25 protein-coding genes are annotated in these 26783 nt (G+C 64.9%); 9 read left to right on the top strand and 16 right to left on the bottom strand.

Annotated features, from left to right (window positions below; translation table 11 throughout):
• Positions 1-52: 52 nt before the first annotated feature.
• Positions 53-979, bottom strand: a complete 927-nt coding sequence (locus FAS41_RS12530; RefSeq protein ID WP_017517999.1) for a LysR family transcriptional regulator — start codon at positions 977-979, stop codon at positions 53-55.
• Between the two features lie 222 nt (positions 980-1201).
• Here FAS41_RS12530 and fpr point away from each other — a divergent pair, with 222 nt between their 5' ends.
• A complete protein-coding gene (gene fpr / locus FAS41_RS12525; RefSeq protein ID WP_017517998.1) occupies positions 1202-1978 on the top strand; it encodes a ferredoxin-NADP reductase in 777 nt (258 codons plus the stop codon).
• Between the two features lie 275 nt (positions 1979-2253).
• Here the strand turns inward: fpr and FAS41_RS12520 are convergent, their stop codons facing one another.
• On the bottom strand, positions 2254-2667 hold the full coding sequence (locus tag FAS41_RS12520) for a VOC family protein (RefSeq protein ID WP_138522642.1): 414 nt from the start codon (positions 2665-2667) through the stop codon (positions 2254-2256).
• Between the two features lie 60 nt (positions 2668-2727).
• Here FAS41_RS12520 and FAS41_RS12515 point away from each other — a divergent pair, with 60 nt between their 5' ends.
• Positions 2728-3030 (top strand): heme-binding protein, encoded by a 303-nt coding sequence (locus tag FAS41_RS12515; RefSeq protein WP_081517928.1) that lies wholly within the window; start codon positions 2728-2730, stop codon positions 3028-3030.
• Positions 3031-3038: 8 nt separating this feature from the next.
• Here FAS41_RS12515 and tsaA read toward each other — a convergent pair whose 3' ends face one another.
• Positions 3039-3737: a tRNA (N6-threonylcarbamoyladenosine(37)-N6)-methyltransferase TrmO gene (gene tsaA, locus FAS41_RS12510; protein WP_138522640.1), complete on the bottom strand. Its 699-nt coding sequence runs from the start codon at positions 3735-3737 to the stop codon at positions 3039-3041.
• A gap of 48 nt (positions 3738-3785) precedes the next feature.
• The gene (locus FAS41_RS12505) at positions 3786-4559 is read right to left on the bottom strand and encodes an SDR family oxidoreductase (RefSeq protein WP_138522638.1); all 774 of its coding nucleotides are present in this window, start codon (positions 4557-4559) and stop codon (positions 3786-3788) included.
• 172 nt (positions 4560-4731) lie between these two features.
• Between FAS41_RS12505 and FAS41_RS12500 the strand changes: the two genes are divergently transcribed.
• Positions 4732-6315: an ArnT family glycosyltransferase gene (locus FAS41_RS12500; RefSeq protein WP_138522636.1), complete on the top strand. Its 1584-nt coding sequence runs from the start codon at positions 4732-4734 to the stop codon at positions 6313-6315.
• Here the strand turns inward: FAS41_RS12500 and FAS41_RS12495 are convergent.
• The 3 genes from FAS41_RS12495 to rimO are packed head-to-tail and all read right to left on the bottom strand — an operon-like array spanning position 6263 to position 8472.
• A complete protein-coding gene (locus FAS41_RS12495) occupies positions 6263-6631 on the bottom strand; it encodes a DUF2784 domain-containing protein (protein ID WP_138522634.1) in 369 nt (122 codons plus the stop codon). The genes FAS41_RS12500 and FAS41_RS12495 overlap by 53 nt on opposite strands.
• A 7-nt stretch (positions 6632-6638) precedes the next feature.
• Positions 6639-7100: a YehS family protein gene (locus FAS41_RS12490; protein ID WP_138522632.1), complete on the bottom strand. Its 462-nt coding sequence runs from the start codon at positions 7098-7100 to the stop codon at positions 6639-6641.
• Between the two features lie 49 nt (positions 7101-7149).
• Positions 7150-8472 (bottom strand): 30S ribosomal protein S12 methylthiotransferase RimO, encoded by a 1323-nt coding sequence (rimO, locus tag FAS41_RS12485; RefSeq protein ID WP_138522630.1) that lies wholly within the window; start codon positions 8470-8472, stop codon positions 7150-7152.
• A gap of 244 nt (positions 8473-8716) precedes the next feature.
• Here rimO and FAS41_RS12480 point away from each other — a divergent pair, with 244 nt between their 5' ends.
• Complete coding sequence (locus FAS41_RS12480; RefSeq protein WP_138522628.1) at positions 8717-10621, top strand: potassium transporter Kup; 1905 nt, start codon at positions 8717-8719, stop codon at positions 10619-10621.
• A gap of 262 nt (positions 10622-10883) precedes the next feature.
• Here FAS41_RS12480 and FAS41_RS12475 read toward each other — a convergent pair whose 3' ends face one another.
• The 4 genes from FAS41_RS12475 to FAS41_RS12460 form a co-directional block, all read right to left on the bottom strand.
• Complete coding sequence (locus FAS41_RS12475) at positions 10884-11150, bottom strand: DUF2790 domain-containing protein (RefSeq protein WP_138522626.1); 267 nt, start codon at positions 11148-11150, stop codon at positions 10884-10886.
• A gap of 256 nt (positions 11151-11406) precedes the next feature.
• Positions 11407-11637, bottom strand: coding sequence for a cbb3-type cytochrome c oxidase subunit 3 (locus tag FAS41_RS12470; protein ID WP_138522624.1), 231 nt, complete (start codon positions 11635-11637; stop codon positions 11407-11409).
• 1 nt (position 11638) lies between these two features.
• Positions 11639-13066 carry a cytochrome-c oxidase, cbb3-type subunit I gene (gene ccoN / locus FAS41_RS12465; protein WP_138522622.1) on the bottom strand — a complete coding sequence of 476 codons (1428 nt, stop codon included), beginning with the start codon at positions 13064-13066 and terminating at the stop codon, positions 11639-11641.
• A 151-nt stretch (positions 13067-13217) separates the two neighbouring features.
• Complete coding sequence (locus FAS41_RS12460; protein WP_138522620.1) at positions 13218-13652, bottom strand: NUDIX hydrolase; 435 nt, start codon at positions 13650-13652, stop codon at positions 13218-13220.
• Between the two features lie 122 nt (positions 13653-13774).
• Between FAS41_RS12460 and rluB the strand changes: the two genes are divergently transcribed.
• Positions 13775-15241 (top strand): 23S rRNA pseudouridine(2605) synthase RluB, encoded by a 1467-nt coding sequence (gene rluB / locus FAS41_RS12455; RefSeq protein ID WP_138522618.1) that lies wholly within the window; start codon positions 13775-13777, stop codon positions 15239-15241.
• A gap of 200 nt (positions 15242-15441) precedes the next feature.
• Here the strand turns inward: rluB and FAS41_RS12450 are convergent, their stop codons facing one another.
• The 5 genes from FAS41_RS12450 to FAS41_RS12430 form a co-directional block, all read right to left on the bottom strand.
• On the bottom strand, positions 15442-16368 hold the full coding sequence (locus tag FAS41_RS12450) for a GGDEF domain-containing protein (protein ID WP_138522616.1): 927 nt from the start codon (positions 16366-16368) through the stop codon (positions 15442-15444).
• A 266-nt stretch (positions 16369-16634) separates the two neighbouring features.
• Positions 16635-17378, bottom strand: coding sequence for a YciK family oxidoreductase (locus FAS41_RS12445; protein ID WP_138522614.1), 744 nt, complete (start codon positions 17376-17378; stop codon positions 16635-16637).
• A 51-nt stretch (positions 17379-17429) separates the two neighbouring features.
• Positions 17430-18107: an N-acetylmuramic acid 6-phosphate phosphatase MupP gene (gene mupP, locus FAS41_RS12440; protein WP_171049477.1), complete on the bottom strand. Its 678-nt coding sequence runs from the start codon at positions 18105-18107 to the stop codon at positions 17430-17432.
• Entirely contained in the window at positions 18104-18802 is a 699-nt protein-coding gene (gene ubiG, locus FAS41_RS12435; RefSeq protein WP_017517979.1) for a bifunctional 2-polyprenyl-6-hydroxyphenol methylase/3-demethylubiquinol 3-O-methyltransferase UbiG, read from the bottom strand. Before ubiG ends, mupP begins: the two co-directional genes overlap by 4 nt.
• A 132-nt stretch (positions 18803-18934) precedes the next feature.
• Positions 18935-20260, bottom strand: coding sequence for a TRZ/ATZ family hydrolase (locus tag FAS41_RS12430; RefSeq protein ID WP_138522610.1), 1326 nt, complete (start codon positions 20258-20260; stop codon positions 18935-18937).
• A 152-nt stretch (positions 20261-20412) separates the two neighbouring features.
• Between FAS41_RS12430 and mtnA the strand changes: the two genes are divergently transcribed.
• From mtnA to pheA, 4 genes are all read left to right on the top strand, one after another.
• The gene (mtnA, locus tag FAS41_RS12425; RefSeq protein WP_138522608.1) at positions 20413-21489 is read left to right on the top strand and encodes an S-methyl-5-thioribose-1-phosphate isomerase; all 1077 of its coding nucleotides are present in this window, start codon (positions 20413-20415) and stop codon (positions 21487-21489) included.
• 233 nt (positions 21490-21722) lie between these two features.
• Entirely contained in the window at positions 21723-24503 is a 2781-nt protein-coding gene (gyrA, locus tag FAS41_RS12420; RefSeq protein WP_138522606.1) for a DNA gyrase subunit A, read from the top strand.
• A gap of 14 nt (positions 24504-24517) precedes the next feature.
• Positions 24518-25603 (top strand): 3-phosphoserine/phosphohydroxythreonine transaminase, encoded by a 1086-nt coding sequence (gene serC / locus FAS41_RS12415; protein WP_138522604.1) that lies wholly within the window; start codon positions 24518-24520, stop codon positions 25601-25603.
• Positions 25603-26700, top strand: coding sequence for a prephenate dehydratase (gene pheA / locus FAS41_RS12410; protein WP_138522602.1), 1098 nt, complete (start codon positions 25603-25605; stop codon positions 26698-26700). The genes serC and pheA overlap by 1 nt, the downstream gene beginning before the upstream one ends.
• The last annotated feature ends 83 nt before the right edge of the window (positions 26701-26783 follow it).

Below are 26783 nucleotides of genomic sequence, written 5' to 3'. Positions count from 1 at the left end.
CCGGCCTGCCGGCCTGATCGCGGATAAGATCCGCTCCTACAGGAAGCGCCGTTCAGGGAATCATCGGCAGGACGATGTCGTCGCTGCGCGTTACCCCGGCGGTTTCGCTGCGGCACAGCTCCAGGAACTCGCGCATGGTCGCGGTCTGGTACTTCTGCCGGTGCCAGATGAAGTAGAACTGCCGGCGCAGGTCCAGGTCCGGCGTTTCCACCGGCACCAGGCTGCCACGGCGGAAGGCGTCGCGCAGCGCCAGGCGCGAGATGCAGCCGATCCCCAGTCCCGATTCCACCGCGCGCTTGATCGCCTCGGTGTGTTCCAGTTCCAGCCGCACGTTCAGTGGTTCAACGTGGTGGCGCATGGCCTGGTCGAAGGTCAGCCGCGTACCTGAGCCCTGCTCCCGCAGGATCCACGCTTCCTCCGTCAGCCGCTCCAGGCTCGCGCGGCCTTCACGGGCGAGCGGGTGCTGTGGCGCGCAGAACACTACCAGTTCGTCTTCCATCCACGGCTGCACTTCGATGTCGGGGTGCTGGCAGTCGCCTTCGATCAGCCCCAGGTCCAGCTCGTAGTGCGCTACACGCTGTACAACGTGGGCGGTGTTGTGCACGTGCAGGCGCACCCGGCAGTCGGGCTGGCGCTGCATGAAGGTGCCGATCAGCAGAGTCGCCAGGTAGTTGCCGATGGTCAGGGTGGCGCCCAGGTCCAGCGAGCCGAAGGCGCTCTTGCCATTGAGCATGTTCTCGATCTCGCTGCCGCGGTCGAGCAGGGCCACTGCCTGGGGCAGCAATTGGCGGCCGAGGGCGTTGAGGGTCAGGCGCTTGCCGGAGCGATCGAACAGTTTGCAGTCGAACTGCCGCTCCAGCTCGCCCAGCGCGGTGCTGGTGGCCGACTGCGACATGGACAGCGCTTCCGCGGCGCGGGAGACGCTTTCCTGCTGGGCGACGGCGACGAAGACTTCGAGCTGGCGCAGGGTGAACTTCATTCAGAGGGGCTCCGGAGAGGGCTGCGCGACATTTCGTCACCCCGGCGTAGGAAGGGCCTGACGGTATCCTTTCGCGGCGACGTAGCGGCCTTATCTGCGTTTTGGATTAGCAATATCCAGATAATTTATTTTGCGGATATTGTCGCCGCCTATAAAATGTCGCGCAATTGCGCTACGTCCGGGATCTGCTGGGGTGCGCCACGTTTCTCCTAGGAGTCCTTGATGAGCAACCTGTACACCGAGCGCGTTCTCAGCGTGCACCACTGGAACGACACCCTCTTCAGCTTCAAGACCACCCGTAACCCGGGTCTGCGCTTCAAGACCGGTCAATTCGTGATGATCGGCCTGGAAGTCAACGGTCGTCCGCTGATGCGCGCGTACAGCATCGCCAGCCCGAACTACGAAGAGCACCTGGAGTTCTTCAGCATCAAGGTCCCGGACGGTCCGCTGACTTCGCGTCTGCAGCACCTGAAGGAAGGCGACGAGCTGATGGTCAGCCGCAAGCCGACCGGCACCCTGGTGCTGGACGACCTCAAGCCCGGCAAGCATCTGTACCTGCTGAGCACCGGCACCGGCATGGCGCCGTTCCTGTCGGTCATCCAGGACCCGGAAGTCTACGAGCGCTTCGAGAAGGTCATCCTGGTCCACGGCGTACGCTGGGTCAGCGAGCTGGCCTACGCGGACTTCATCACCAAGGTCCTGCCGGAGCATGAGTACTTCGGCGACATGGTGAAAGAGAAGCTGATCTATTGCCCGCTGGTGACTCGCGAAGAGTTCCATAGCATGGGCCGTCAGACCGACCTGATGCGCAGTGGCAAGCTGTTCGCCGACATCGGCCTGCCGCCGATGAACCCGCAGGACGACCGCGCGATGATCTGCGGCAGCCCGAGCATGCTCGACGAGACCAGCGAAGTGCTGAACAGCTTCGGCCTGCAGATCTCCCCGCGCATGGGCGAGCCGGGTGATTACCTGATCGAGCGTGCCTTCGTCGAGAAGTAAACCGCGCTGTCGGATCGAAGAAACGCCGCGATTCCATGGGATCGCGGCGTTTTTTATGGCCCACATTCCAGCGCTGACGGCAGGGCTTTTCGTAGGAGCGAGCTTGCTCGCGAACAACTCCGCTGTGAGGCCGGTTCGCGAGCAAGCTCGCTCCTACAAGACCAAGGGCCCCTAACCCTGGCTGCGCGCCCCGCTCAGCGGGAGAGGGGATCGTTCGGTGCAGGGGGAAGCCTTGGCGTCAGCCTGCACGGCCTGCTCAGCAACAAAGTGTTCCTTTAGGCCAACTTCTGCCCCGAAACCGCCGGGTGATACAGCGGCTGCACCTTGTTCCCCGCCGGGTCCAGCAGGTGGAAGCTGCGCGCGCCGTCACCATGGTCGAAGGGGCGGTCCAGCAGCGTCACGCCGCGCGCCTTGAAGTACTGGTACCAGGCATCAAGCTCCTCCACGCTGTCCACCACGAAGCCATAGTGATCCAGGGTCTGCAGGCCGTTGGCCGCGCCGAAGCCGCGCCCCAGCGAGAGGTTGTCGTTGCCGCAGGTGAGATACACCAGGTCTTCGTTGGCACGGTTGAGGACTTCCATGCCGAGCACGTCGACATAGAAGCGCTCGCACTCTTCGAGGTTCGGTACCAGCAGGGCGAGGTGGCGCAGGCCGTTGAGGCGGCCGGGGCGGGCAGGGAGATCGGACATGGACGCGGTTCCTTTTTTGTATACAATTTGATTTCAAATTTAAAACAAAAGGAGCGCCCTGTGTACAGTCTGTTCATCAAGACCCGCGTGAAACCCGGCAGCGCCGAAGACTTCCTCCATGCCATCAAGGCCAATGCCGCCGCTTCCGTGTCCAGCGAGCCCGGCTGTCTGGTCTTCGATGTGTCCCAGGATCGCCTTGATCCGGACGTGATCTACCTCTACGAGATCTACCGCGACGATGCGGCTTATGAGGCGCACACGCAAACCGCACACTTCCGCGACAGCCGCCCGTTGGTGGAGCCGCTGATCCTCGAGCAGGAGTGCTTCGAAAGCGACGTGATCGCCCTCAATCCGGTGGACTGACGCGGGTTTCAGTTGGCGGCCCGTTGCACATCCAGCACGCGGATTTCGCCATCGGCAGGGTAGTGCCAGTGCACGTCCAGGTCCCACAGGCGTACGCCGTAGCGGCGCTCGGGCGGCGGCTTCTGGTACGCCGGGCGCGGGTCCTGGGCGAGGCATTGCTCGATCAGCTCGCGCACCGGTTGGCGCAGGCGCAGGCCATGTTCATGGGCCTGGCGAAGGGCTTCGTCGCTCCAGTGCACAGCAATGGGGGCGGGCGGTGTGTCGGCGATGGCGTTGCGGGCATCCGCGACTATGTCGGCATAGGGTACGTAGGGTTTGATGTCGATGACCGGGGTGCCGTCCAGCAGGTCGATGCCGGACAGCCAGAGTCGGCCGGGCTCGACCTTCTCCAGCTTCACCACCGATTGGCCGAGGCCGTTGGGCCGGTGGGTGGCGCGAGTGGCGAATACACCCATCGACTGGTTGCCGCCCAGGCGCGGCGGGCGCACCTTCAGTCGTGGCTTGTCTTCCAGTGCCTGATGGAAGAGGAAGATCAGCCAGACGTGGCTGACCTGTTCCAGTCCTTCTACCGCGTCGCCAGTGTCGAATGGCGGCAGCAGTTCCAGCATGCCGGTCGCGGCCGGAGCCAGTTGCGGCTGGCGCGGGATGGCGAACTTCTCCTTGAAGCAGGAGCGGACGTGGCCGATGGGCGAGACGGTGTGGGACATGGCGGCACAAGCGGTTGCAGGGGCCGCCATGGTACCCGATTACGCGCTTCAGCCCAGGTGGAAGCCGCCGTCGATGGGGATGATGTTGCCCGTCATGTAGGCACCGGCGGCGCTCGCCAGGCTGATCGCCAGGGCGGACATCTCTTCCTCGCGGCCCCAGCGGCGCATGGGGATGACGGCGGTGTCCTCGGCCATGGCCTGCTCGTCGTTGGCGATGTGGCGGGTCATCTTGCTGGGGAAGCGGCCGGGGGCGATGACGTTGACGTTGATGTGGTCCTTCACCAGCTCTCGGGCGAGCATGCGCGACAGCTGGTGCAGCGCAGCCTTGCTCGGGCCGTAGGCGTAGGCGCTCTCTCCGTGGGAAGTGACCCCGGCTACCGAGCCGATGTTGATCACCCGCGCCGGGCTCTGCGCATTGCCGGCCTTCTTCAGCAGCGGCAGCAGTTGCTGGATGCAGCTGAACACGGCAGTGACGTTGAGCTGCATGACCTTCTCCCAGCCCGAGGCCGGGTAGCTTTCCAGTGGTGCGCCCCAGGTGGTGCCGGCGTTGTTCACCAGGATGTCGAGGTGGTCCAGGCGTTCGGCGAGATCGGCGGCCAGTACGCGGGCGCCTTCTTCGGTGGCGAGGTTGGCCGGCAGGCCGATGCATTCGCCGTACTGCGACAGTTCCGCAGCAGTGTCGGCGCAGGCAGCGCCATCGCGGGCACAGATGATGACTTTCGCGCCGGCTTCGAGCAGGCCCTGGGCGATCATCCGGCCAATGCCACGGGTGCCGCCGGTGACCAGTGCGGTCTTGCCTGCGAGGGAAAAGTACGGGTGCATGAGCCTCTCCTGGCTGGGTTTTCGCCTCACCCTAGCGGGATCGTCGGGGCGCTCCGAGCACTATCCAGTTGGCAAATGGATGCGCATTACGTGATGGCTGCATTTTCTTAACCTGCGCATAACCATCGCTGCCCTAGTGTCCGCGCACATTCGAGAGGCCGGGGGCCGGGTGATGCAGGGTTGGAGCAGAGATCGCAAGGCGCTGGTGCTGCTGATGGTTGGCACGCTGGTGCTGTTGATGACCGGGTTGTGGGCCCGCGAAGTCTGGGGGCCGGAGGTGCGCTGGGCGGATATCGCGCTGCAGATGCTGCAGTCTGGCGACTACTTCGACCCCTACCTGCGCGGCGCGCCGTATTACGACAAGCCGCTGCTGTCCTACTGGTTGATCACCGCGCCGGCCAGCTTGTTCGGTCTCAACCACTGGACGCTGCGCCTGAGCACCGTGCTGGCTGGATTGGGCAGCGTCTGGCTGACCTGGTGGCTGGGCGAGCGCCTGTTGCGCAAGGGCACCGGTCTGCTGGCCGGCTGGCTGCTGGCGACCACCTTCTATTTCCTGTTCTGGGCGCGGGTGGCGACGGCCGACATGCTCACGGTCTTCGGTGTGCTGGCGGCGCTGGCCTGGTACTGGCGTGATCCGGAAGACACGCGTTTGCGCAGCTACCTGGGGTTTTTCCTGATCTTGTCGCTGACCTCGCTGTGCAAGGGGCTGATCGGCTTTGTCCTGCCGGGGCTGGTGCTGTTGCCGCATCTGCTCGGTGAGGGGCGCTGGCGCCGGCACCTGAACCTGCGGCTGGTGGCTGCGCTGGTGGTGGCTAGCGCGGCCTACGCGATCCCCTTCGTGCTGTCGCACTTCTATGGCCAGCCCAGCTATGGCGAGAGCGGGCTGGCGCTGGTGTTCCGCGAGAACGTGGTGCGTTTCTTCCAGCCCTTCGACCATGAAGGGCCAATCTATACCTACCTGCTGTACCTGCCGGCCTACACGTTGCCCTGGGCACCGCTGTGGATATTCGGGCTGTGGTTTGCCACGCGCCGCTGGAAGCAATTGGAGCCCAATGCGCGCTGGCTGGTCTGGGCGCTGGTGCTGCTGTTCGCGTTCTTTACCGCCAGCGGTGGCCGGCGCAGCTATTACGTGTTGCCACTGGTGCCGTTTGCCCAGTTGCTGGCGGCCTGGTGGGTGGTCGAATCCCGACATGAGCGCGGGCTCGCAGGGCTGGGACGTGTCTGGCCAAGCGTGGTGGGAGCAGGGGCGGTGTTGATGCTGCTGGTGGTGGGCATCGCTTATCCGTGGAGCAATGGTGGCGGCGGGATTCCGGTCTTCGCCAAAGAGGTGCGCGCCGCAGCGGAGCAGACCGCGCCCTGGTCGCAATGGCGGGTATTGATCCTCGGGGATGATGATGCGCGCCTGCCGATGTACCTGGAGCAGCGCGGCGAACGGCAGGCGCATCCGTTCCTCTATGTCCACTCCGGTTATCCACAGGGCGACAGCGCCGCACTGTTTGCCTGGCTGCGCCAGAGTACCGGCGAGGAGTGGGACCCGGCGCGTACCCTGATCCTTTCCCAGGTCACGCACCAAGGAGAGCAGCCGCTGAACTGGCTGACGGCGGATCACCGGCTGATCGAGTCGAGGCTCAACAATGGCCAGCGCCTGGGGCACTCGAAGAATCAGGAGGCGAGCCTGGCCTACTTGCCCGTGGGCAAGCCGCTCAGCGCGAACGCAACGCCCGGTGCAGCAGAAGCAGGTACGGCGGCAGATTGACCGCTACCACCACGAGGCCGAGGACGACCTGGGTCGCCTCGGTCAGGCCGGCTGGGTAGATCAGCGGGATCAGGTAGTGCTCGATGAAGCCGCCGTCATAGCCGTGGTCGCCGGCCAGGGCGCGGAAGTGGTTTTCCAGCGGGGTGAGCGGGCAGTAGAGGTGGAGGAACTCCACCGCCATGCCCCAGGCCGCTGCTGGCACATGCAGCCAGGCCAGGCGCGGCCAGCGCAGCACCAGCAGGCCGCCGAGCATCACGAAGAGGATGAACCCCAGGTGCAGCAGGACGACGGCGTCGGCGGCGAGGCGGTAGAGCACGACGGCCTCAGCGCTGCTGGCGCTGGGTCAGGCCCTTGAGGAAGTTGCGCAGCAACTGGTCGCCGCAGGGCCGGTAGTTGTTGTGGCCGGGCTTGCGGAACAGGGCGCCCAGTTCCGTCTTGGTGACGATGAAGCCGACGCTGTCGAGGATCGCGAGGATGTCGTCGTCGCGCAGCTCGAAGGCGACGCGCAGCTTCTTCAAGGTGATGTTGTTGGTCAGCGGCAGTTCCACCGGCGGCAGCGGTCGCGACTCATCGCGGCCACGGCGGTGCACGATCAGGCCGTCGAGGAAATGCGCCAGCACGCGGTCGCTGCAGGGCTTGAAGTCCGGCTCGTCATCGCGGGCGAGGAAGGCGCCGATTTCCTCGGCGCTGACGTTGAAGCCGGCCAGCGCGGTGATCTCGGCCACCTGCGCGTCGCGGATGTCCAGCAGGTAGCGCAGGCTGCGCAGTACGTCGTTGTTGGTCATGTTCGTTCCATTGAAATGAAAAGCCCCGCTTCGGCGGGGCTTTTGCGGATCAGACCAGTTCGGCCCAGAGGTCGTACTCGTCGGCGTCGGTAATGCGCACGCGCACCTTGTCACCCGGCTTCACGTCGAAGCTGTCGACATACACCGCGCCGTCGATCTCCGGGGCGTCGGCGTAGGAGCGGCCCACGGCGCCTTCGTCGTCGACTTCGTCGATCAGGACTTCGATTTCCTTGCCGATCTTCAGTTGCAGGCGCGCGGCGGAAATCGCCTGCTGGTGCGCCATGAAGCGTTCCCAGCGGTCCTGCTTGACGTCATCGGGGACGATGTCCAGGCCCAGGTCGTTGGCCGGGGCGCCTTCCACCGGGGAGTACTGGAAGCAGCCGACGCGGTCGAGCTGGGCTTCGGTCAGCCAGTCGAGCAGGTACTGGAAGTCTTCCTCGGTTTCGCCGGGGAAGCCGACGATGAAGGTGGAGCGGATGGTCAGCTCGGGGCAGATCTCGCGCCACTTCTTGATGCGCGCCAGGGTCTTGTCCTCGAAGGCGGGGCGCTTCATGGACTTCAGCACTTTCGGGCTGGCGTGCTGGAAGGGGATGTCCAGGTAGGGCAGCAGCTTGCCCTCGGCCATCAGCGGGATCACGTCGTCGACGTTGGGGTACGGGTAGACGTAGTGCAGGCGCACCCACACGCCCATGGAGGAGAGCGCCTGGCACAGCTCCAGCATGCGGGTCTTCACCGGCTGGCCGTCCCAGAAGTCCATCTTGTACTTCAGGTCCACGCCGTAGGCGCTGGTGTCCTGGGAGATGACCAGCAGCTCCTTCACGCCGGCTTTCACCAGGCGCTGGGCTTCGCTGAGCACGTCACCCACCGGGCGGCTGACCAGCTTGCCGCGCATGGACGGGATGATGCAGAAGCTGCAGCTGTGGTTGCAGCCTTCGGAAATCTTCAGGTAGGCGTAGTGACGCGGGGTCAGCTTGATGCCCTGCGGCGGCACCAGGTCGATCAGCGGGTTGTGCTCGGCCTTGGGCGGGATCACCTCGTGGACGGCATTGACCACCTGCTCATACTGCTGCGGGCCGGTCACGGCCAGCACGCTGGGGTGCACGTCACGAATGCTGTCTTCGGCGACGCCCATGCAGCCGGTGACGATCACCTTGCCGTTCTCGGCGATGGCTTCGCCGATGGCGTCCAGGGACTCGGCCTTGGCGCTGTCGATGAAGCCGCAGGTGTTCACCACCACCACGTCTGCGTCCTGGTAGGTGGGGACGATTTCGTACCCTTCCATGCGCAGCTGGGTGAGGATGCGTTCGGAGTCGACGGTCGCTTTCGGGCATCCGAGCGAGACGAATCCGACTTTGGGTGTGGCGGTGGACATGTGCGGCTAACCTCGAAGGGCGCGCTGGCGGCGCCTCTGATCAAAAAGTGCGCAATTCTAGCGGCGTCCCGCGCACTTGACCAGCCTCTCTGGGACAAGCTGTCGCACGCCGCCGGACAGCCCCGTCCGCCCGGTAATTCCGGGCAACAGGCTCTATAGTCAATCAGAACCTTCGAACCCGGCTCTTGCATCGACGAAAGGGTCGGAGCAGGATGCGCCGAATTTTTTTGAGGAATTTTGTTACATGTCCGATGCAAGCGCCGGCACCGTTGAGCATGAGCAGCCCCATTCGAGCTCCGCGATCGGCCTGATGGTCGGCGCCGTGGGCGTCTGCTACGGCGATATCGGCACCAGCCCGCTGTACACCCTCAAGGAAGTCTTCATCGGCGGTTACGGCGTACAGGCCAACCACGACGGCGTCCTCGGCGTGCTCTCGCTGATCTTCTGGTCGCTGATCTGGGTGGTGTCGATCAAGTACGTGATCTTCGTACTGCGCGCCGACAACCAGGGCGAGGGTGGCGTAATGGCGTTGTCCGCCCTGGCTCGTCGTGCTGCCACCGGACGTCGCCGACTGCAGGCGATGGTGGTGATCGCCGGTCTGATCGGCGCGGCACTCTTCTATGGCGACAGCATGATTACCCCGGCGATCTCGGTCCTTTCGGCTATCGAGGGCCTGGAGATCGCCTTCGATGGGCTGGAGCACTGGGTGGTGCCACTCTCGCTGATCGTGCTGGTGGGTCTGTTCCTGATCCAGAAGCACGGCACCGCGCGTATCGGGATCCTGTTCGGCCCGGTCATGGTGGCCTGGTTCCTCGCCCTCGCTGCGCTAGGGGTCTACGGCGTATCCCGCGAGCCCGAGGTGCTCAAGGCGATGAACCCTGCCTGGGCCTTCAACTTCTTCGTTTCCCATCCGGGCATCGGCGTGGCCATCCTCGGCGCCACCGTGCTGGCGCTGACCGGTGCCGAGGCGTTGTATGCCGACATGGGCCACTTCGGCCGCAAACCCATCGCCCGCGCCTGGTTCGCCCTGGTGCTGCCGGCGCTGGTGCTGAACTACTTCGGCCAGGGCGCGACCATCCTGGTCAACCCGGAAGCCGCGCGTAACCCCTTCTACCTGACCGCGCCAGGCTGGGCGCTGCTACCGATGGTGGCGCTGTCCACCGCGGCCACGGTGATCGCGTCGCAGGCGGTGATTTCCGGGGCCTTCTCGTTGACCCGCCAGGCCATCCAACTCGGCTACGTGCCGCGTATGTCGATCCAGCACACCTCCAGTCATGAGCAGGGGCAGATCTACATCCCCATGGTGAACTGGGCGCTGATGGTCGGCGTAGTCCTGCTGGTGCTGGGCTTCGAGTCCTCTGCCGCGCTGGCCTCGGCCTATGGCGTGGCGGTGACCGGTACCATGCTGATGACCACCCTGCTGATGGGCGTGGTGGTCTGGCTGCTGTGGAAGTGGCCGCTGTGGCTGGCGATTCCGTTCTTCCTGACGATGCTGTTCGTCGACACCCTGTTCTTCGCCGCGAACCTGCCCAAGGTGGTACAGGGCGGCGCCTTCCCGGTGGTTGCCGGTATCGGCCTGTTCATCCTGATGACCACCTGGAAGCGTGGTCGCCAGCTGCTGGTGGACCGCCTCGACGAGGGTTCACTGCCGCTGCCGCTGTTTATTTCCAGCATCCGCTCGCAGCCGCCGCATCGCGTGCAGGGCACTGCCGTGTTCCTCACCGCTCGTACCGATGCCGTGCCGCACGCGCTGTTGCACAACCTGCTGCACAACCAGGTGCTGCATGAGCAGGTCGTGCTGCTCACCGTGGTCAACGAAGACAGCCCGCGGGTGACCCAGGACCGTCGCTTCGAGGTGGATGCCTACGGCGAGGGCTTCTTCCGCGTGGTACTGCACTTCGGCTTCATGGAAGACCCGGACATCCCGCAGGCGCTCAAACTGTGTCATCTCAACGAGCTGGACTTCAGCCCGATGCGCACGACCTACTTCCTCAGCCGCGAGACGGTGATCCCGTCCAAGCTGATCGGCATGGCGCGCTGGCGCGAGGCGCTGTTCGCCTTCCTGCTGAAGAACGCCAATGGCAACCTGCGCTACTTCAACTTGCCGCTGAACCGGGTGATCGAGCTGGGGACGCAGGTGGAAATCTGAGTTTCCGTTGCATGAAAAAGCGCGCCAATGGGCGCGCTTTTTCGTTGAGGTCGGTTCGCGAGCAAGCTCGCTCCTACAAAGAGCACAACAGCGGCGACCTGTAGGAGCGAGCTTGCTCGCGAACCACTTCAATCCAGCGCTTCGGCCAGGCTCGATTGGCGTACGTGTCCATTGCTCCAGGTTGAATCAGGATCGCCCCCCAACCGCCACCACTGGCTCGCGGGGTTGGCCAAGACGGCTGGAGGACGATGTGCTTCGCGGCTCAGCCCTGGCTGGTGCTGCCGCCCCATTCGAGGAAGCGGACCTTGTGGGTCTGGCCTTCGTGATCCTGGTAGACCATGTACGCCGGTACGACGCCGACCTTGCCGGAGTTGTCGGTGCGGTGCAGAACCTTGTCGACGTCCAGGGACATGCCGTAGTGGTATTCGGTGACCGGCAGCTCGGCGCCGGGGTTCTTGATTGCGTCCTGGGCAAAAGCCATCGGGGCGAGGCTGGAGATGACAGCCGACACGACAGAGGCAAGCTTCATTCTTTATTTCCTCGGTGAGGGCCCGTTGGGGCCCCTGAATGGGATTGAAAGCCCCACCGGGGAGCACTGGCATCGATGATGTCTGTCCTGGGGTCCAGACAGGACAGGGGACGATGCTTCAGGCGTCCATCCGGTGGCGGGGCACGGGAGTGATATTCCTCCTCGGGCTGCCCGCCGGGAAATTGATGTGCTTGCTAATGAAAATTGATGGAGGTGATGTGGCGCTCTGTCGCAGGCGTGTCCGCAAAGTGGCGCGCTAGGGCTGCCAGTCGCGCCAGTGCTCGCAGTCACCCCGACAGCGGCCGGGGCAGGCGCAGCCCGTTCGGCTGCGCCCGGTGGCCTTCTCCACGCGCCGGGCGACTTCCTCGTCATCGGCGAAGGGCAGCATGCTGGCTTCCTCGATGCCCCGTTCGCGATGCGCCCTCAGGCACCAACCGACGCCGAAATACAGCACCAGCAGGCCCGCGCCCCCCAGCCAGAGCGTCATCTCAGACCATCCGCTCGGCGACACGCATCGCCTCGGGGCGCGCCTGGCGCACCGTTACCCAGGTATTCCAGGCCATCAACAGCATGCCGCTGAGGAACATCAGCCCTCCCGTCATGCGCACCACGAAGCCGGGGTGGCTGGCCTGCAGTGCTTCGACGAAGGAGTAGGTGAGCGTGCCGTCGGCGTTCACCGCCCGCCACATCAGGCCCTGGGTGATGCCGTTGACCCACATCGAAGCGATGTAGAGGACCGTGCCGATGGTGGCCAGCCAGAAGTGTGCGTTGATCAGACCGATGCTGTGCATCTGTTCGCGACCGAAGACCTTGGGGATCAGGTGATAGAGCGAGCCGATGGAAATCATCGCCACCCAGCCCAGTGCGCCGGCATGGACGTGGCCGATGGTCCAGTCAGTGTAGTGAGACAGGGCGTTGACGGTCTTGATCGCCATCATCGGACCTTCGAACGTCGACATGCCGTAGAACGCCAGGGAGACGACGAGGAAGCGCAGGATCGGGTCGGTGCGCAACTTATGCCAGGCGCCGGAGAGCGTCATCATGCCGTTGATCATGCCGCCCCAGCTGGGTGCCAGGAGGATCAGCGACATCACCATGCCCAGCGACTGCGCCCAGTCGGGCAGGGCGGTGTAATGCAGGTGGTGTGGGCCGGCCCAGATGTACAGGGTGATCAGCGCCCAGAAGTGGACGATGGACAGCCGGTAGGAATACACCGGGCGCCCGGCCTGCTTGGGCACGAAGTAGTACATCATCCCGAGGAAGCCGGTGGTGAGGAAGAATCCCACCGCGTTGTGCCCGTACCACCATTGCACCATGGCGTCGGTGGCGCCCGAGTACACCGGGTAGGACTTGAACCAGTCCACCGGAATGGCCAGGTGGTTGACGATGTGCAGCATCGCCGTGACCAGGATGAAGGCGGCGAAGAACCAGTTGCCCACATAGATGTGCGGGGTCTTGCGCTTCATCAGCGTGCCGAAGAACACCACTGCGTAGGCGACCCAGACGATGGCCATCCACACTGCGCCGGTGAACTCGATCTCGGCGTACTCCTTGGTGGTGGTGTAGCCCAGTGGCAGTGTGATCATCATGGTCACGATCAGCGCCTGCCAGCCCCAGAAAGTGAACGCGGCGAGGCTGTCGGAAAACAGGCGTGTCTGGCAGGTGCGCTGCACCGTGTAGTAACTGGTGGCGAACAGCGCACAACCGCCGAAGGCGAAGATCACCAGGCTGGTGTGCAACGGGCGCAGGCGCCCGAAACTGGTCCACGGCAGGTCCAGGTTCAGTTGTGGCCAGACCAACTGGGAGGCGATCAGTACCCCCATGGCCATGCCGACGACACCCCAGACCACCGTCATGATGGCGAACTGGCGGACCACCTTGTAGTTGTACGCCTGCTCCGTGCTTCTCGTGCTCATGCTGGATTCCCGCTTGTGACAGAACGTCCGGACAGGCAGCGGATTGCAAATCCGGTGCATGTCGGTGAGCGGGCAATCTAGGTAAACGGCGAAAGAGGAAACAGATTCAGATAGGCCGCACAAATACGGATCAGCGGCTGGCGTCGCGGAATCAGGCGATGTCCAGCCGCCCTGCGAGGAAATGCCGCAGGCGTTCCTGCAGGTAATCCACTGCCTGTTCGTGGGCGAGGTATTCGCTGACCTGCATCAGGCGCCAGTACTGGCCTTCATCGCCGAAACAGATGGCTTCGAACTCGGCCTGCTCCAACCGGGCCACCAGGAACCACGCCCAGGGTGCCGGGCCGTGGGTGGCAGGATAGCGGCGCTGCCATTCGATGCGCTGTTCGTCCAGGCGCAGGGAGAATTCTTCCTCCAGCTCGCGCAGCGCGCATTGCACCGGGGTTTCGCCACGCTCGCGGCCGCCACCAGGGAAATCCCAGCAGCCGGGGTAGGGAATTCCCGGCTTGTCGTCGCGCTTGTAGACCACCAGTTGGCCGGCATGGAACAGCGCGAGCTTGGCGCCGGTGAAGTCGTCTTCGTGGTGCATGGCTTCATTCCTCCTGTAAGTCGACTAGTCTTTCCCGACTGCGGACGGTGCTTTGCTGCCTGCAAGCGCGTATGATGCGCGACCTTTTTTATTCGCTGCATGCCACACCGGGAGGTGCCCAGATGACCGACACGCACGAAAACCTCGAAGAACTTACCCCAGCCCCAGCCGGCGAGAAACTGCAGAAAGTCCTCGCACGTATGGGCGTCGGCTCGCGCCGTGACGTCGAAGCCTGGATCGACGAAGGTCGCGTCAAGGTCAATGGCGCCGTAGCGACCCTTGGCCAGCGCGTGGGCGACCGCGATGCCATCGCCGTCGACGACCGCCTGCTCAAGCGCGAGAAGATCGAAGAGCACGTCCGTCGCGTGCTGATCTACAACAAGCCCGAAGGCGAAGTCTGCACCCGCGACGATCCGGAAGGCCGTCCGACCGTGTTCGACCGCCTGCCGCGTCTGCGCAGCGGCCGCTGGATCAACGTCGGTCGCCTGGACATCAACACCACCGGCCTGCTGATGTTCACCACCGACGGTGAGCTGGCCAACCGCCTGATGCACCCGTCCTACGAGATGGATCGCGAGTACGCCGTACGCGTGCGTGGCGAAGTCGACGAAGAGATGATCGAGCGCCTGAAAGCCGGCGTGATGCTCGAAGACGGCCCGGCCAAATTCAGCGACATCCAGGAAGCGCCGGGTGGCGAAGGCTTCAACCACTGGTACCACGTGGTGGTGATGGAAGGCCGTAACCGTGAAGTCCGCCGCCTGTGGGAATCCCAGGGCGTGGTGGTCAGCCGCCTGAAACGCGTGCGTTTCGGACCGGTGTTCCTGACCTCCGAGCTGACCATGGGCCGCTACCGCGAGATGGGCCAGCGCGAGCTGGATATCCTCAGTGAGGAAGTCGGCCTGACGCCGGTCGCCCTGCCCGCGGTCTCCACCAAGACCAAGGAAAAGGTCGAGCGCCAGGAGCGCAAACTCGGCAAGAAGCTGGCGCCCAGCGAGCGTCCGGGCCGTGGCTCGCGTACCCGTACCGAGCGCGCCGAAGGCGAGCGTCCGCAGCGTGCTCCGCGTCCGGCGTCCGGCGAACGCCCGGCTCGTGCTCCGCGTCCGGCGTCCGGCGAACGCCCGGCTCGTGGTCCGCGTGATTCCGACGAGCGCCCGGCTCGCGCTCCGCGTGATGCCGGTGATCGTCCTGCCCGTGGCCCGCGCAGCGATTCCGCTGACAGCCGTGCTCCGCGCAAGCCGCGCGACGCTGGTGGTGATCGTCCGGCTCGCGCCCCGCGTGATGCGGGTGACCGCCCGGCCCGTGGCCCGCGTAGCGATTCGGCCGACAGCCGCGCCCCGCGCAAGCCGCGTGACGCCGGTGGTGATCGTCCGGCTCGCGCTCCGCGTGACGGTGCCGATCGTCCGGCCCGTGGCCCGCGTAGCGATGCCGGTGAAGGCCGTGCTCCGCGCAAGGCGCCGAGCGACCGTCCAGCGCGTGAGAAAGGCGCCCCGCTGGCCGAGCGTCCCGGCAAGCCGGTCGCCCGCAAGCCGATCGCCAAGCGCCGCCCGCAGGCTGCCGGTGACGGCATGCGTCCGGGCTTCAAGCGCTAAGCGACAGCGGTAAATGAAAAAGGGCTCCTCGGAGCCCTTTTTTATTGCCTGTGATCTGACGGTTTTTGTAGGAGCGGTAGGTGTCGGTGTCTGGCACGCAGGATGGTGTGGAGCGAAGCGATACCCATCGAAACTGGCATTTGCAGCATGGGTATCGCCTAGGCTCCACCCATCCTGCGGATCAGCTCTCCCGCAGGGGCTCAGCTGGCGCAGGCCAGCCGGTTGCGGCCGTCGCGCTTGGCTTCGTACAGGGCGCTGTCGGCGCGGCGCAGCAGGTCGTCCACCGACTCGCCGCCATTGAGCGTCGCGCAGCCCAGGCTGATGGACAGCGGCAACCGCTTGCCGTCGGCGGCCAGGTTCAGCTCTTCCACGGCAGCGCGCAGCCGTTCGCCGACCTGGACGGCGGCAACGCCGGGGGTGTTGGAGAGCAGTACGAGGAATTCTTCGCCGCCGAAGCGGAAAACCATGTCGACGTTGCGCAGGCTGTTCTTCAGTGCCGTGGCGACGGCGCGCAGTGCATCGTCGCCGACGCTGTGGCCGTGTTCGTCGTTGATCTGCTTGAAGTGGTCCAGGTCGAGCATGAGGATCGACAGCGGCAGCAGGTGGCGCCGCGCGACCTCGACCTCGCGGCCCAGGGTCTGATCCATGGCGATGCGGTTACCGGTGCCGGTCAGCGCATCGCGCAGCGCCGATTGCACGGCGGCGCGATAGAGCAGGGCGTTACGCAGCGGGTAGAGCAGGCAGGCCATCAACGACTCCAGCTGCGCCAGCTCGGCCTCGGAGAAGCGCCGGGTGCGGCGGAAGCTGATTTCGCCAAGGTATTCGCTGGCGTGGGTCAGGCGGTAGTCGGCACTGTGCCTGGCCACTTCGCCGAACTCCAGGCGCAGGTCGGCACCGGCATGGAAGTAGGCCATGTACTCCACCGGCAGCATCTGCTGGATCTCGCGGAAGAACACCGCCAGGATGCGCTCGGCCTCCAGGCTCACCTGCAGTTGCAGGTTCAACTGCTGGCGCAATTCCAGCAGGTCCAGCGGACGTCGCGAGAGGGTGCGGGTGTCCTGGCTGGCGGCGCGCTGGAGCTTGGCAGCATCGAAATCGATGGTGTTGGACTGCTTGGGAGGAACCATGGCGGTGACCATTTTTACGGCGTTTGCAGGGACAGAGCGATTTCCGTGCCAGGGCGCGGAAAGGCCTGAAAAGACGCCGTATTGACCGACCGATGGTGGCCGGGGTTCCCCAATGGGGATAGGTTTCGCCAGAAGTCTGGCGAAATAGTGGCACTTTGCCGGGATGCGAAGCGAAGCGAAGCCGGAAAATTGGCGGGAGGCGGCGTCGTTGCTGGGCTGCAGGTTGACGCCGCTGGTACGCCAGTACCGATTCTGCGAGGCGGAAATCAGTCCTGGGCGTTGAAGGCCTGGCCGTTCACGCCCTTGCTGTCCGGGCCCATGAGGTACAGGTAGACCGGCATGATCTCTTCGGGCGCCGGGTTGTTGTAAGCGTTCTCGCCCGGATAGGCATGGGCGCGCATGGCGGTGCGGGTGGCGCCGGGGTTGACGCTGTTGGCGCGCACGCTGCTGATGTCCTCGCACTCGTCCGCCAGTACCTGCATCAGGCCTTCGGTGGCGAACTTCGACACCGCATAGGCGCCCCAGTAAGCGCGGCCCTTGCGGCCGACGCTGCTGGAGGTGAAGACCACCGAGGCATCCTCGGAGAGCTTGAGCAGCGGCAGCAGGGTATGGGTAAGGCTGAACATGGCGTTGACGTTCACCTGCATGACGCGGGTGAAGTTGTCGGTGGAAATCTGCTCGATGGGCGAACGCAGGCCGAGGATCGAAGCGTTGTGCAGCAGGCCGTCGAGCTTGCCGAACTCTTTCTCGATCATGGCCGCCAGTTCGTCGTATTGGTGCGGCAGGGTGGTTTCCAGATTCAGCGGGATCACCACCGGTTCCGGATGGCCGGCGGCGACGATCAGGTCATAGACCTCGTTGAGGAAGTCTTCGGTCTTGCCCAGCAGCAGCACAGTGGCGCCGTGTGCGGCGAAGGCGAGCGAGGCGGCGCGGCCGATACCGCGGCCGGCGCCGGTCACCAGGATCACGCGGCCCTTGAGCAGGTCGGGGCGGGCGGAATAGTCGAACATGGTTTCTCCTTGGCGAAGCCCGTCAGCGCGAAGGGCTCCGAGGGATTCGGCTCAGCAGGAGCAGAGGGCGCGGTCGAGGACGGCGAGCAGGTCGAGAGGCGCATCGACAATGACGTCGGCGCCCCAGTGAGTGGGGTTGTCGTCCGGATGGATATAGCCGTAGCGCACCGCTGCGGTCTTGGTCCCTGCGGCACGGCCCGACTCGATGTCGCGCAGGTCGTCACCGATGAAGAGCACTTCGGACGGATCGACCTTCAGCTGGCTGCAGGCCAGCAGGAGCATTTCCGGGTCCGGCTTGCTGTTCTTCACGTGATCCGGGCAGACCAGTACCTTCGAGCGCTCGGCCAGGCCCAGCTGTTCCATGATCGGCGCGGCGAAGCGCACCGGCTTGTTGGTCACCACGCCCCAGATCAGGCGCGAGCGTTCGATGCTTTCCAGCAGCTCCGGCATGCCGTCGTAGGGACGGGTCAGAACGGCGCAATGCTCCTGGTAGCGGTCGAGGAACTCCTGGCGCAGGGCCTCGAAGCCGGGGGCCTCCGGGTCCATGCCGAAGGTCGCGGCGACCATGGCGCGGGCGCCACCGGAGACGACGTCCTGGATGCGCTGGTCATCGATCGGTGCGCGGCCGTGGGCGGCGAGCATCGCCTGGCAGACGGCGATGAAGTCCGGCGCGGTATCCAGCAGCGTGCCGTCCATGTCGAAGAGAACCGCTCTGAGCATGCGACTCACTCCTCGCGCAGGGTCTGGATCATATAGTTGACGTCGACATCGTTGGCCAGCTTGTAGTGCTTGGTCAGCGGGTTGTAGGTCAGGCCGATGATGTCCTTGACCGCCAGGCCCGCGTCACGCGACCAGGCGCCCAGCTCGGAGGGGCGGATGAACTTCTTGAAATCGTGGGTGCCACGCGGCAGCAGGCGCATCACGTATTCCGCACCGACGATGGCGAACAGGTAGGCCTTCGGGTTGCGGTTGATGGTGGAGAAGAACACCTGGCCGCCGGGCTTGACCATCCTGTAGCAGGCGCGGATGACCGAGGCCGGGTCCGGTACGTGCTCGAGCATCTCCAGGCAGGTCACCACGTCGAACTGCTCGGGCATCTCTTCGGCCAGTTCTTCGGCGGTGATGCGGCGGTATTCCACCGGCACGCCGGATTCCAGCTGGTGCAGCTGGGCGACCGCCAGGGGGGCTTCGCCCATGTCGATCCCGGTCACGGTGGCGCCGCGCTGGGCCATGGCTTCGCTGAGGATGCCGCCGCCGCAGCCGACGTCGAGTACCTTCTTGCCGGCGAGGCTGACACGCTCGTCGATCCAGTTGACCCGCAGCGGGTTGATGTCGTGCAGGGGCTTGAACTCGCTTTCGCGGTCCCACCAGCGGTGGGCGAGGGCCTCGAATTTGGCGATCTCGGCGTGGTCGACGTTGCTCATGGTGTCCCTATTGATCAAAAAGCTGGAAACGAAGGCTGACTATGATGCCAGCTTCGTGGAATGGATGGGGCGCGGCATGACAGATTGTCGCAGCGGCGGCCTGTGTCGCCGCTGCGACAGGAAGGTCAGGGCTCAGGCGCCAGCGATCTTGCGGCCCCACTCGCCGGCGACGGCGATCAGGCGCGCTTCGTCCAGGCGGGTGAGCTTGCCGTTGTCCAGCAGCTGCTTGCCACCGACCCAGACGTGGCGCACGCAGTCGCGGCCGCTGGCATAGATGACCTGCGAAACCGGCTCGTATACCGGCTGCTGGGCCAGTCCGGAGAGGTCGAAGGCGGTGATGTCGGCGGACTTGCCCAGCTCCAGGCTGCCGGTTTCCTGTTCCATGCCCAGCGCGCGGGCGCCGTTCAGGGTGGCCATGCGCAGGGCGCGGTGAGCGTCCAGCGCGGTGGCCTGGCCGGCAACGGCCTTGGCCAACAGGGCGGCGGTACGGGTTTCACCGAGCAGGTCGAGGTCGTTGTTGCTGGCTGCGCCGTCGGTGCCGATGGCGACATTGACGCCGGCCTGCCACAACCGTTCCACCGGACAGAAACCGCTGGCCAGCTTGAGGTTGGATTCCGGGCAGTGCACCACCGAGCTGTTGGTTTCCACCAGCATGGCCAGGTCCTCGTCGTTCACCTGGGTCATGTGTACGGCCTGGAAGCGCGGGCCGAGCAGGCCGAGCCGGTGCAGGCGGGCCAGCGGGCGCTCGCCATTCTTCTCCAGCGCCTGCTGGACCTCGAAGGCGGTCTCGTGGACGTGCATGTGGATGCCGACGTCCAGTTCCTCGGCGAGCATCAGAATGTTTTCCAGCTTGTCGTCGCTGACCGTGTAGGGCGCATGCGGGCCGAAGGCGACCTTGATGCGCGGGTGGTGCTTGAGGTCGTCGCGCAGCGCCAGACCCTGGCGGATCGCTTCGTCGGCGTCGCGGGCGCCGGGGATCGGGAAGTCCAGCACCGGCACGCTGATCTGCGCCCGCACGCCGGCCTTGTGCACCACCTCGCAGGCGACCTGCGGAAAGAAGTACATGTCTGAGAAGCAGGTGATGCCGCCCTTGAGCTGCTCGGCGATGGCCAGTTCGGTGCCATCACGGACGAAGTCCTCGCTGACCCACTTGGCTTCCGCCGGCCAGATGTGTTCCTGCAGCCAGGTCATCAGCGCCAGGTCGTCCGCCAGGCCGCGGAACAGGCTCATTGCCGCGTGGCCGTGGGCGTTGATCAGGCCGGGGGACAGCAGCATGCCCGGCAGCTCGCGGGTTTCCGTGGCCGGATGGCGCAGCGCCTCGGCACGGGGGGCGAGCAGGGCGATGCGGCCATCGCGGATGCCCAGGCCGTGATCGCGCAGGACCACGCCGGCGGGCTCGACGGGGACGATCCAGGTGGGGAAGAGCAGCAGGTCGAGCGGGGCTTTTTCGGTCGGCATGAAGCGCATCCTGGGCGCGTGGATAAAGGCGCCGAGTATAGCCGAGCGCCAGGGCGTCAGGCTCGGTATACTCCGCCGTTTCCCGGTGTTTCCGGGGTGATTTCCGTGGCGCCGGAGCGGCCCGCGATTCCATTCGAATGAAGAGGTGTTCCATGCGTGAGCGACTGTTGGCGGCCGAACGGGTTACGGCCATTGATTGGCGCAAGGGCACACTCCGACTGCTGGACCAGCGCCTGTTGCCGCTGGAGGAAACCTGGCTGTCCTACGAGACCGCCGAAGGCGTGGCCGACGCCATTCGCCAGATGGTCGTACGCGGTGCGCCGGCCATCGGCATCGCTGCCGCCTACGGCCTGGTGCTGGGCCTGCGCGCTCGCGTAGCTGCCGGCGGTGATTGGCGTGCGGCGCTGGAAGACGACTTCACCGTGCTGGCGGAGTCGCGTCCGACCGCAGTCAACCTGTTCTGGGCGCTGAACCGCATGCGTGATCGCCTGGAGCGCCTGAAACCGGGCGAAGACCCGCTGCCGCTGCTGGAAGCCGAGGCCGTGGCGATCCACGAGAGCGACCGCGAGGCGAACCTGACCATGGCCCAACTGGGCGTGGACCTGATCCGCAAGCACCATGGCGGTCCGCAGAAGATCCTCACTCACTGCAACACCGGCGCCCTGGCCACCGGCGGCTTCGGTACCGCGCTGGGCGTGCTGCGCGCGGCACACCTGGAAGGGTTGATCGAGCGTGTCTACGCCGATGAGACCCGTCCCTGGCTGCAGGGCGCTCGCCTGACCGCGTGGGAACTGGCCAATGAAGGTGTGCCGGTCACCCTGAACGTGGATGCCGCCGCCGCGCACCTGATGAAGACCGAAAGCATCACCTGGGTCATTGTCGGCGCCGACCGGATCACCGCCAATGGCGACGTCGCCAACAAGATCGGCACCTACCAGTTGGCGGTCACCGCCATGCACCACGGCGTGCGCTTCATGGTGGTGGCCCCCAGTTCGACCATCGACATGGGTCTGGAAAGCGGCGAGGACATCCCGATCGAGGAGCGCGACGGTCGCGAACTCCTGGAAATCGGCGGCAAACGTGTTGCCGCTGAGGTCGAAGCCTTCAATCCGGTGTTCGATGTGACTCCGGCCGATCTGATCGATGCCATTGTGACCGAACGCGGCGTCGTCGAGCGTCCGGACACCGAGCGGATGGCCCAGTTGATGAGCCGCAAGCGCCTGCACTGACGGGGGCTGCGGCAATTCATCGAGGGGCTTGGGCGAGGGTAGGGTTTGACCCTGGCTTGTGGTAAGCTCCGACGGTTCTTGATGGGGCATTTTTTCGGCCCCCACAGCATCGCGGATCAACGGCCAAGTCGTTGATTTGTAGAGAGTCGGTGGCGCTTTGATGGCGCACCGCGCTCCGCCGGGCTCAGGACGGGCTTGGCGGAGTCCCATTTGAAAAAGGAACCAGGCTTCTCATGGGCGAACTGGCCAAAGAAATCCTCCCGGTCAACATCGAAGACGAACTCCGACAGTCCTACCTCGATTACGCCATGAGCGTGATCGTCGGTCGTGCCCTGCCCGATGCACGCGACGGCTTGAAGCCCGTGCATCGCCGCGTCCTGTACGCCATGAGCGAACTGGGCAACGACTGGAACAAGCCCTACAAGAAGTCCGCCCGTGTGGTCGGTGACGTGATCGGTAAGTACCACCCGCACGGCGACACCGCGGTATACGACACCATCGTCCGCATGGCCCAGCCGTTCTCGCTGCGCTACATGCTGGTCGACGGCCAGGGCAACTTCGGTTCGGTGGACGGCGACAACGCCGCGGCCATGCGATACACCGAAGTGCGCATGTCCAAGCTCGCCCATGAGCTGCTGGCGGACCTGGACAAGGAAACCGTCGACTGGGTGCCCAACTACGACGGCACCGAGCAGATCCCGGCAGTCATGCCGACCAAGATCCCGAACCTGCTGGTCAACGGTTCCAGCGGTATTGCCGTGGGCATGGCGACCAACATTCCGCCGCACAACCTCACCGAGGTGATCGACGGCTGCCTGGCGCTGATGGATAACCCCGAGCTGTCCATCGACGACCTGATGCAGTACATCCCCGGCCCGGACTTCCCGACCGCGGGCATCATCAACGGCCGTGCGGGCATCATCGAGGCCTATCGCACCGGTCGTGGCCGCGTCTATATCCGTGCCCGCGCCACCATCGAGGACATGGAAAAGGGCGGCAACCGCCAGCAGATCATCATCACTGAGCTGCCCTACCAGCTAAACAAGGCTCGCCTGATCGAGAAGATCGCCGAGCTGGTGAAAGAGAAAAAGATCGAAGGCATCACCGAGCTGCGCGACGAGTCCGACAAGGACGGCATGCGTGTGGTCATCGAGCTGCGCCGCGGCGAAGTAGGCGAGGTCGTGCTGAACAACCTCTACGCCCAGACCCAGCTGCAGAGCGTCTTCGGTATCAACGTGGTAGCCCTGGTCGACGGCCAGCCGCGCACGATGAACCTCAAGGACATGCTCGAGGTCTTCATCCGTCACCGCCGTGAAGTGGTGACCCGCCGGACCGTCTACGAACTGCGCAAGGCCCGCGAGCGTGGCCACATCCTCGAAGGCCAGGCCGTCGCCCTGTCGAACATCGATCCGGTGATCGAGCTGATCAAGACCTCGCCGACCCCGGCCGAGGCCAAGGAGCGCCTGATTTCCACCGGCTGGGAATCCAGCGCCGTGGAAGCCATGGTCGAACGTGCCGGTGCCGATGCCTGCCGTCCGGAAGACCTGGACCCGCAGTACGGCCTGCGTGACGGCAAGTACTTCCTGTCGCCGGAACAGGCCCAGGCCATCCTCGAGCTGCGCCTGCACCGCCTGACCGGCCTGGAGCACGAGAAGCTCCTGTCCGAGTACCAGGAAATCCTCACTCTGATCGGCGAGCTGATCCGCATCCTGACCAACCCCGAGCGCCTGATGGAAGTCATCCGCGAGGAGCTGGAGAAGGTCAAGGCCGAGTTCGGCGACGCCCGCCGCACCGAGATCGTCGCGTCGCAGATGGACCTGACCATCGCCGACCTGATCACCGAAGAAGAGCGCGTGGTGACCATCTCCCACGGCGGCTACGCCAAGTCCCAGCCGCTGGCTGCCTATGAGGCCCAGCGTCGCGGTGGCAAGGGCAAGTCCGCCAGTGGCGTGAAGGACGAGGACTACATCGAACACCTGCTGGTCGCCAACAGCCATGCCACGCTGCTGCTGTTCTCCAGCAAGGGCAAGGTCTACTGGCTGCGCACCTTCGAGATCCCGGAAGCCTCGCGTACCGCCCGTGGCCGTCCGCTGGTGAACCTTCTGCCGCTGGACGAAGGCGAGCGCATCACCGCGATGCTGCAGATCGACCTGGAAGCCGTGCGCGCCCAGTTTGCCGGTGATGACAACGATGACGACGACGTGGTCGCCGAGCAGGTCGCCGAAGTGGTGGAAGCCGAAGAGGTCGAGGAGGGCGACGACGCCGACTTCAGCCAGGACGAGCCGACCGGCGCGTACATCTTCATGGCCACCATGAAAGGCACCGTGAAGAAGACCCCGCTGATCCAGTTCACCAAGCCGCGTTCCAACGGCCTGATCGCCCTGAAGCTGGAAGAGGGCGACTCGCTGATCGCCGCCGCCATCACCGACGGTTCGAAGGACGTGATGATGTTCTCCGACGCTGGCAAGGTAATCCGCTTCAAGGAAAGCAAGGTGCGCATCATGGGCCGTAACGCCCGTGGCGTGCGCGGCATGCGCCTGGCCGAAGGCCAGCGCATCATTTCCATGCTGATCCCCGAGTGCCGCGAAGCGCAGATCCTCAGCGCCTCCGAGCGTGGCTACGGCAAGCGCACCCCGCTGGCCGACTACCCGCGTCGCGGTCGTGGCGGCCAGGGCGTGATCGCCATGGTGATCAACGAGCGTAACGGCAACCTGGTAGGTGCCGTGCAGGTGCTGGATGGCGAGGAGATCATGCTGATTTCCGACCAGGGCACCCTGGTGCGTACCCGTGTCGACGAAGTCCGCGGCGCTGGTCGTAACACCCAGGGCGTGATCCTCATCAAGCTGGCCTCCGATGAGACCGTCGTGGGCCTGGAACGGGTGCAGGAGCCGACCGTGGTGGACGACGAAGACGACGTGATCGACGGCGAGATCGTCGAGGGCGAAGTGTCGCAAGAGAACCCAGAAGCAGGCGAAGCTGCGGCTGAAGAAGCCCCGCAGGCCAGCGAAGACTGATAGCGAGAGTGGATGTGAGCAAGCGAGCCTTTAACTTCTGCGCCGGTCCCGCGGCGCTTCCCACCGAGGTGCTGGAGCGCGCCCGCGCCGAGCTGTTGGATTGGCAGGGCAAGGGCCTGTCGGTCATGGAGATGAGCCACCGTAGCGACGACTACGTGGCCATCGCCGAGAAGGCCGAGCAGGACCTGCGCGACCTGATGGGCGTGCCGTCGAACTACAAGGTGCTGTTCCTGCAGGGCGGCGCCAGCCAGCAGTTCGCCGAGATCCCGCTGAACCTGCTGCCCGAAGACGGCGTGGCGGACTACGTGGAAACCGGCATCTGGTCGAAGAAGGCCATCGAAGAGGCTCGTCGCTACGGCAACGTCAACGTGGTTGCCAGCGCATCCAAGTACGACTACTTCGCCATCCCTGGCCAGAACGAGTGGAACCTGTCCAAGGACGCCGCCTACCTGCATTACGCGTCCAACGAGACCATCGGCGGCCTGGAGTTCGACTGGATTCCGGAAGTCGGCGACGTCCCGCTGGTGGTGGACATGTCCTCGGACATCCTCTCCCGCCCGATCGACGTGTCGAAGTTCGGCCTGATCTACGCCGGTGCGCAGAAGAACATCGGCCCATCCGGCCTGGTGGTGGTCATCGTCCGCGAAGACCTGCTGGGCCGCGCCCGCAGCATCTGCCCGACCATGCTCAACTACAAGGTCGCCGCCGATAACGGCTCCATGTACAACACCCCGGCTACCTACTCCTGGTACCTCTCCGGCCTGGTCTTCCAGTGGCTGAAGGAGCAGGGCGGCGTCGACGCCATGGAGCAGCGCAACCGCGCCAAGAAGGACATGCTGTACGGCTTCATCGACAACAGCGACTTCTACACCAATCCGATCCAGCCCAGCGCCCGCTCCTGGATGAACGTGCCGTTCCGCCTGGCCGACGAGAAGCTCGACAAGGCCTTCCTCGAAGGCGCCGATGCGCGCGGCCTGCTCAACCTGAAGGGCCACCGTTCGGTGGGTGGCATGCGTGCCTCCATCTATAACGCCCTGGGCCTGGATGCCATCGAAGCCCTGGTCGGCTACATGGCCGAGTTCGAGAAGGAGCACGGCTGATGAGCGACGCTGACCAGCTCAAGGCTTTGCGCGTACGCATCGACAGCCTCGACGAGAAGATCCTCGAGCTGATCAGCGAACGCGCCCGCTGCGCCACCGATGTGGCGCGGGTGAAGATGGCGGCCCTGCCCGAAGGCGAGAAGCCGGTGTTCTACCGGCCCGAGCGCGAGGCGTGGGTGCTCAAGCACATCATGGAGCTGAACAAGGGCCCGCTGGACAACGAGGAAGTCGCTCGTCTGTTCCGCGAGATCATGTCCTCCTGCCTGGCCCTGGAACAGCCGCTGAAAGTGGCCTACCTCGGCCCGGAAGGCACCTTCACCCAGGCCGCGGCGCTCAAGCACTTCGGCCACGCGGTCATCAGCACACCGATGGCGGCCATCGACGAAGTGTTCCGCGAAGTCGCCGCCGGTGCGGTGAACTTCGGCGTGGTGCCGGTGGAAAACTCCACCGAGGGCGCGGTCAACCACACCCTCGACAGTTTCCTCGAGCACGACATGGTGATTTGTGGCGAAGTCGAGCTGCGCATCCACCACCACCTGCTGGTGGGCGAGAACACCAAGACCAGCAATATCACCCGCATCTATTCCCACGCCCAGTCCCTGGCCCAGTGCCGCAAGTGGCTGGACGCGCACTACCCGAATGTCGAGCGTGTGGCGGTCTCCAGCAACGCCGACGCCGCCAAGCGAGTGAAAAGCGAGTGGAACAGCGCGGCGATTGCCGGCGACATGGCGGCCAGCCTGTACGGCCTCGACAAGTTGCACGAGAAGATCGAGGACCGCCCGGACAACTCCACGCGCTTCCTCATGATCGGCAACCAGGAAGTGCCGCCCACCGGCGACGACAAGACCTCCATCATCGTCTCCATGCGCAACAAACCGGGTGCTCTGCACGAGCTGCTGGTGCCGTTCCACAACAACGGCATCGACCTGACCCGTATCGAGACCCGCCCGTCGCGCAGCGGCAAGTGGACCTACGTGTTCTTCATCGACTTCATCGGCCACCACAAGGACCCGCTGATCAAGGACGTGCTGGAGAAGATCAACAGCGAAGCCGTTGCCCTGAAGGTGCTGGGCTCGTACCCCAAAGCGGTTCTCTGAAACCGCGAGCCGCAAGCCAGGGCCGCAAGCTGCCGACACGTCGGTGGATGGTTGATGGCTTGCGGCCCATAGCTTGAGGCTTT

The sequence above is a fragment of the Pseudomonas nicosulfuronedens genome (assembly GCF_005877905.1).
Classification (GTDB): Bacteria; Pseudomonadota; Gammaproteobacteria; order Pseudomonadales; family Pseudomonadaceae; genus Pseudomonas; species Pseudomonas nicosulfuronedens.
This window is presented reverse-complemented; position numbering and strand designations above follow the sequence as displayed.

Coding starts and splice junctions, on each gene's coding strand:
- ccoN (WP_138522622.1), bottom strand. CDS start 13,066: ATGAGCACGAGAAGCACGGAGCAGGCGTACAACTACAAGGTGGTCCGC.
- FAS41_RS12480 (WP_138522628.1), top strand. CDS start 8,717: ATGTCCGATGCAAGCGCCGGCACCGTTGAGCATGAGCAGCCCCATTCG.
- FAS41_RS12445 (WP_138522614.1), bottom strand. CDS start 17,378: ATGTTCGACTATTCCGCCCGCCCCGACCTGCTCAAGGGCCGCGTGATC.
- mtnA (WP_138522608.1), top strand. CDS start 20,413: ATGCGTGAGCGACTGTTGGCGGCCGAACGGGTTACGGCCATTGATTGG.
- FAS41_RS12470 (WP_138522624.1), bottom strand. CDS start 11,637: ATGACGCTCTGGCTGGGGGGCGCGGGCCTGCTGGTGCTGTATTTCGGC.
- FAS41_RS12500 (WP_138522636.1), top strand. CDS start 4,732: ATGCAGGGTTGGAGCAGAGATCGCAAGGCGCTGGTGCTGCTGATGGTT.
- rluB (WP_138522618.1), top strand. CDS start 13,775: ATGACCGACACGCACGAAAACCTCGAAGAACTTACCCCAGCCCCAGCC.
- FAS41_RS12475 (WP_138522626.1), bottom strand. CDS start 11,150: ATGAAGCTTGCCTCTGTCGTGTCGGCTGTCATCTCCAGCCTCGCCCCG.
- tsaA (WP_138522640.1), bottom strand. CDS start 3,737: ATGTCCCACACCGTCTCGCCCATCGGCCACGTCCGCTCCTGCTTCAAG.
- FAS41_RS12505 (WP_138522638.1), bottom strand. CDS start 4,559: ATGCACCCGTACTTTTCCCTCGCAGGCAAGACCGCACTGGTCACCGGC.
- FAS41_RS12530 (WP_017517999.1), bottom strand. CDS start 979: ATGAAGTTCACCCTGCGCCAGCTCGAAGTCTTCGTCGCCGTCGCCCAG.
- FAS41_RS12430 (WP_138522610.1), bottom strand. CDS start 20,260: ATGCCGACCGAAAAAGCCCCGCTCGACCTGCTGCTCTTCCCCACCTGG.
- ubiG (WP_017517979.1), bottom strand. CDS start 18,802: ATGAGCAACGTCGACCACGCCGAGATCGCCAAATTCGAGGCCCTCGCC.
- FAS41_RS12450 (WP_138522616.1), bottom strand. CDS start 16,368: ATGGTTCCTCCCAAGCAGTCCAACACCATCGATTTCGATGCTGCCAAG.
- rimO (WP_138522630.1), bottom strand. CDS start 8,472: ATGTCCACCGCCACACCCAAAGTCGGATTCGTCTCGCTCGGATGCCCG.
- fpr (WP_017517998.1), top strand. CDS start 1,202: ATGAGCAACCTGTACACCGAGCGCGTTCTCAGCGTGCACCACTGGAAC.
- gyrA (WP_138522606.1), top strand. CDS start 21,723: ATGGGCGAACTGGCCAAAGAAATCCTCCCGGTCAACATCGAAGACGAA.
- FAS41_RS12520 (WP_138522642.1), bottom strand. CDS start 2,667: ATGTCCGATCTCCCTGCCCGCCCCGGCCGCCTCAACGGCCTGCGCCAC.
- FAS41_RS12490 (WP_138522632.1), bottom strand. CDS start 7,100: ATGACCAACAACGACGTACTGCGCAGCCTGCGCTACCTGCTGGACATC.
- pheA (WP_138522602.1), top strand. CDS start 25,603: ATGAGCGACGCTGACCAGCTCAAGGCTTTGCGCGTACGCATCGACAGC.
- FAS41_RS12460 (WP_138522620.1), bottom strand. CDS start 13,652: ATGCACCACGAAGACGACTTCACCGGCGCCAAGCTCGCGCTGTTCCAT.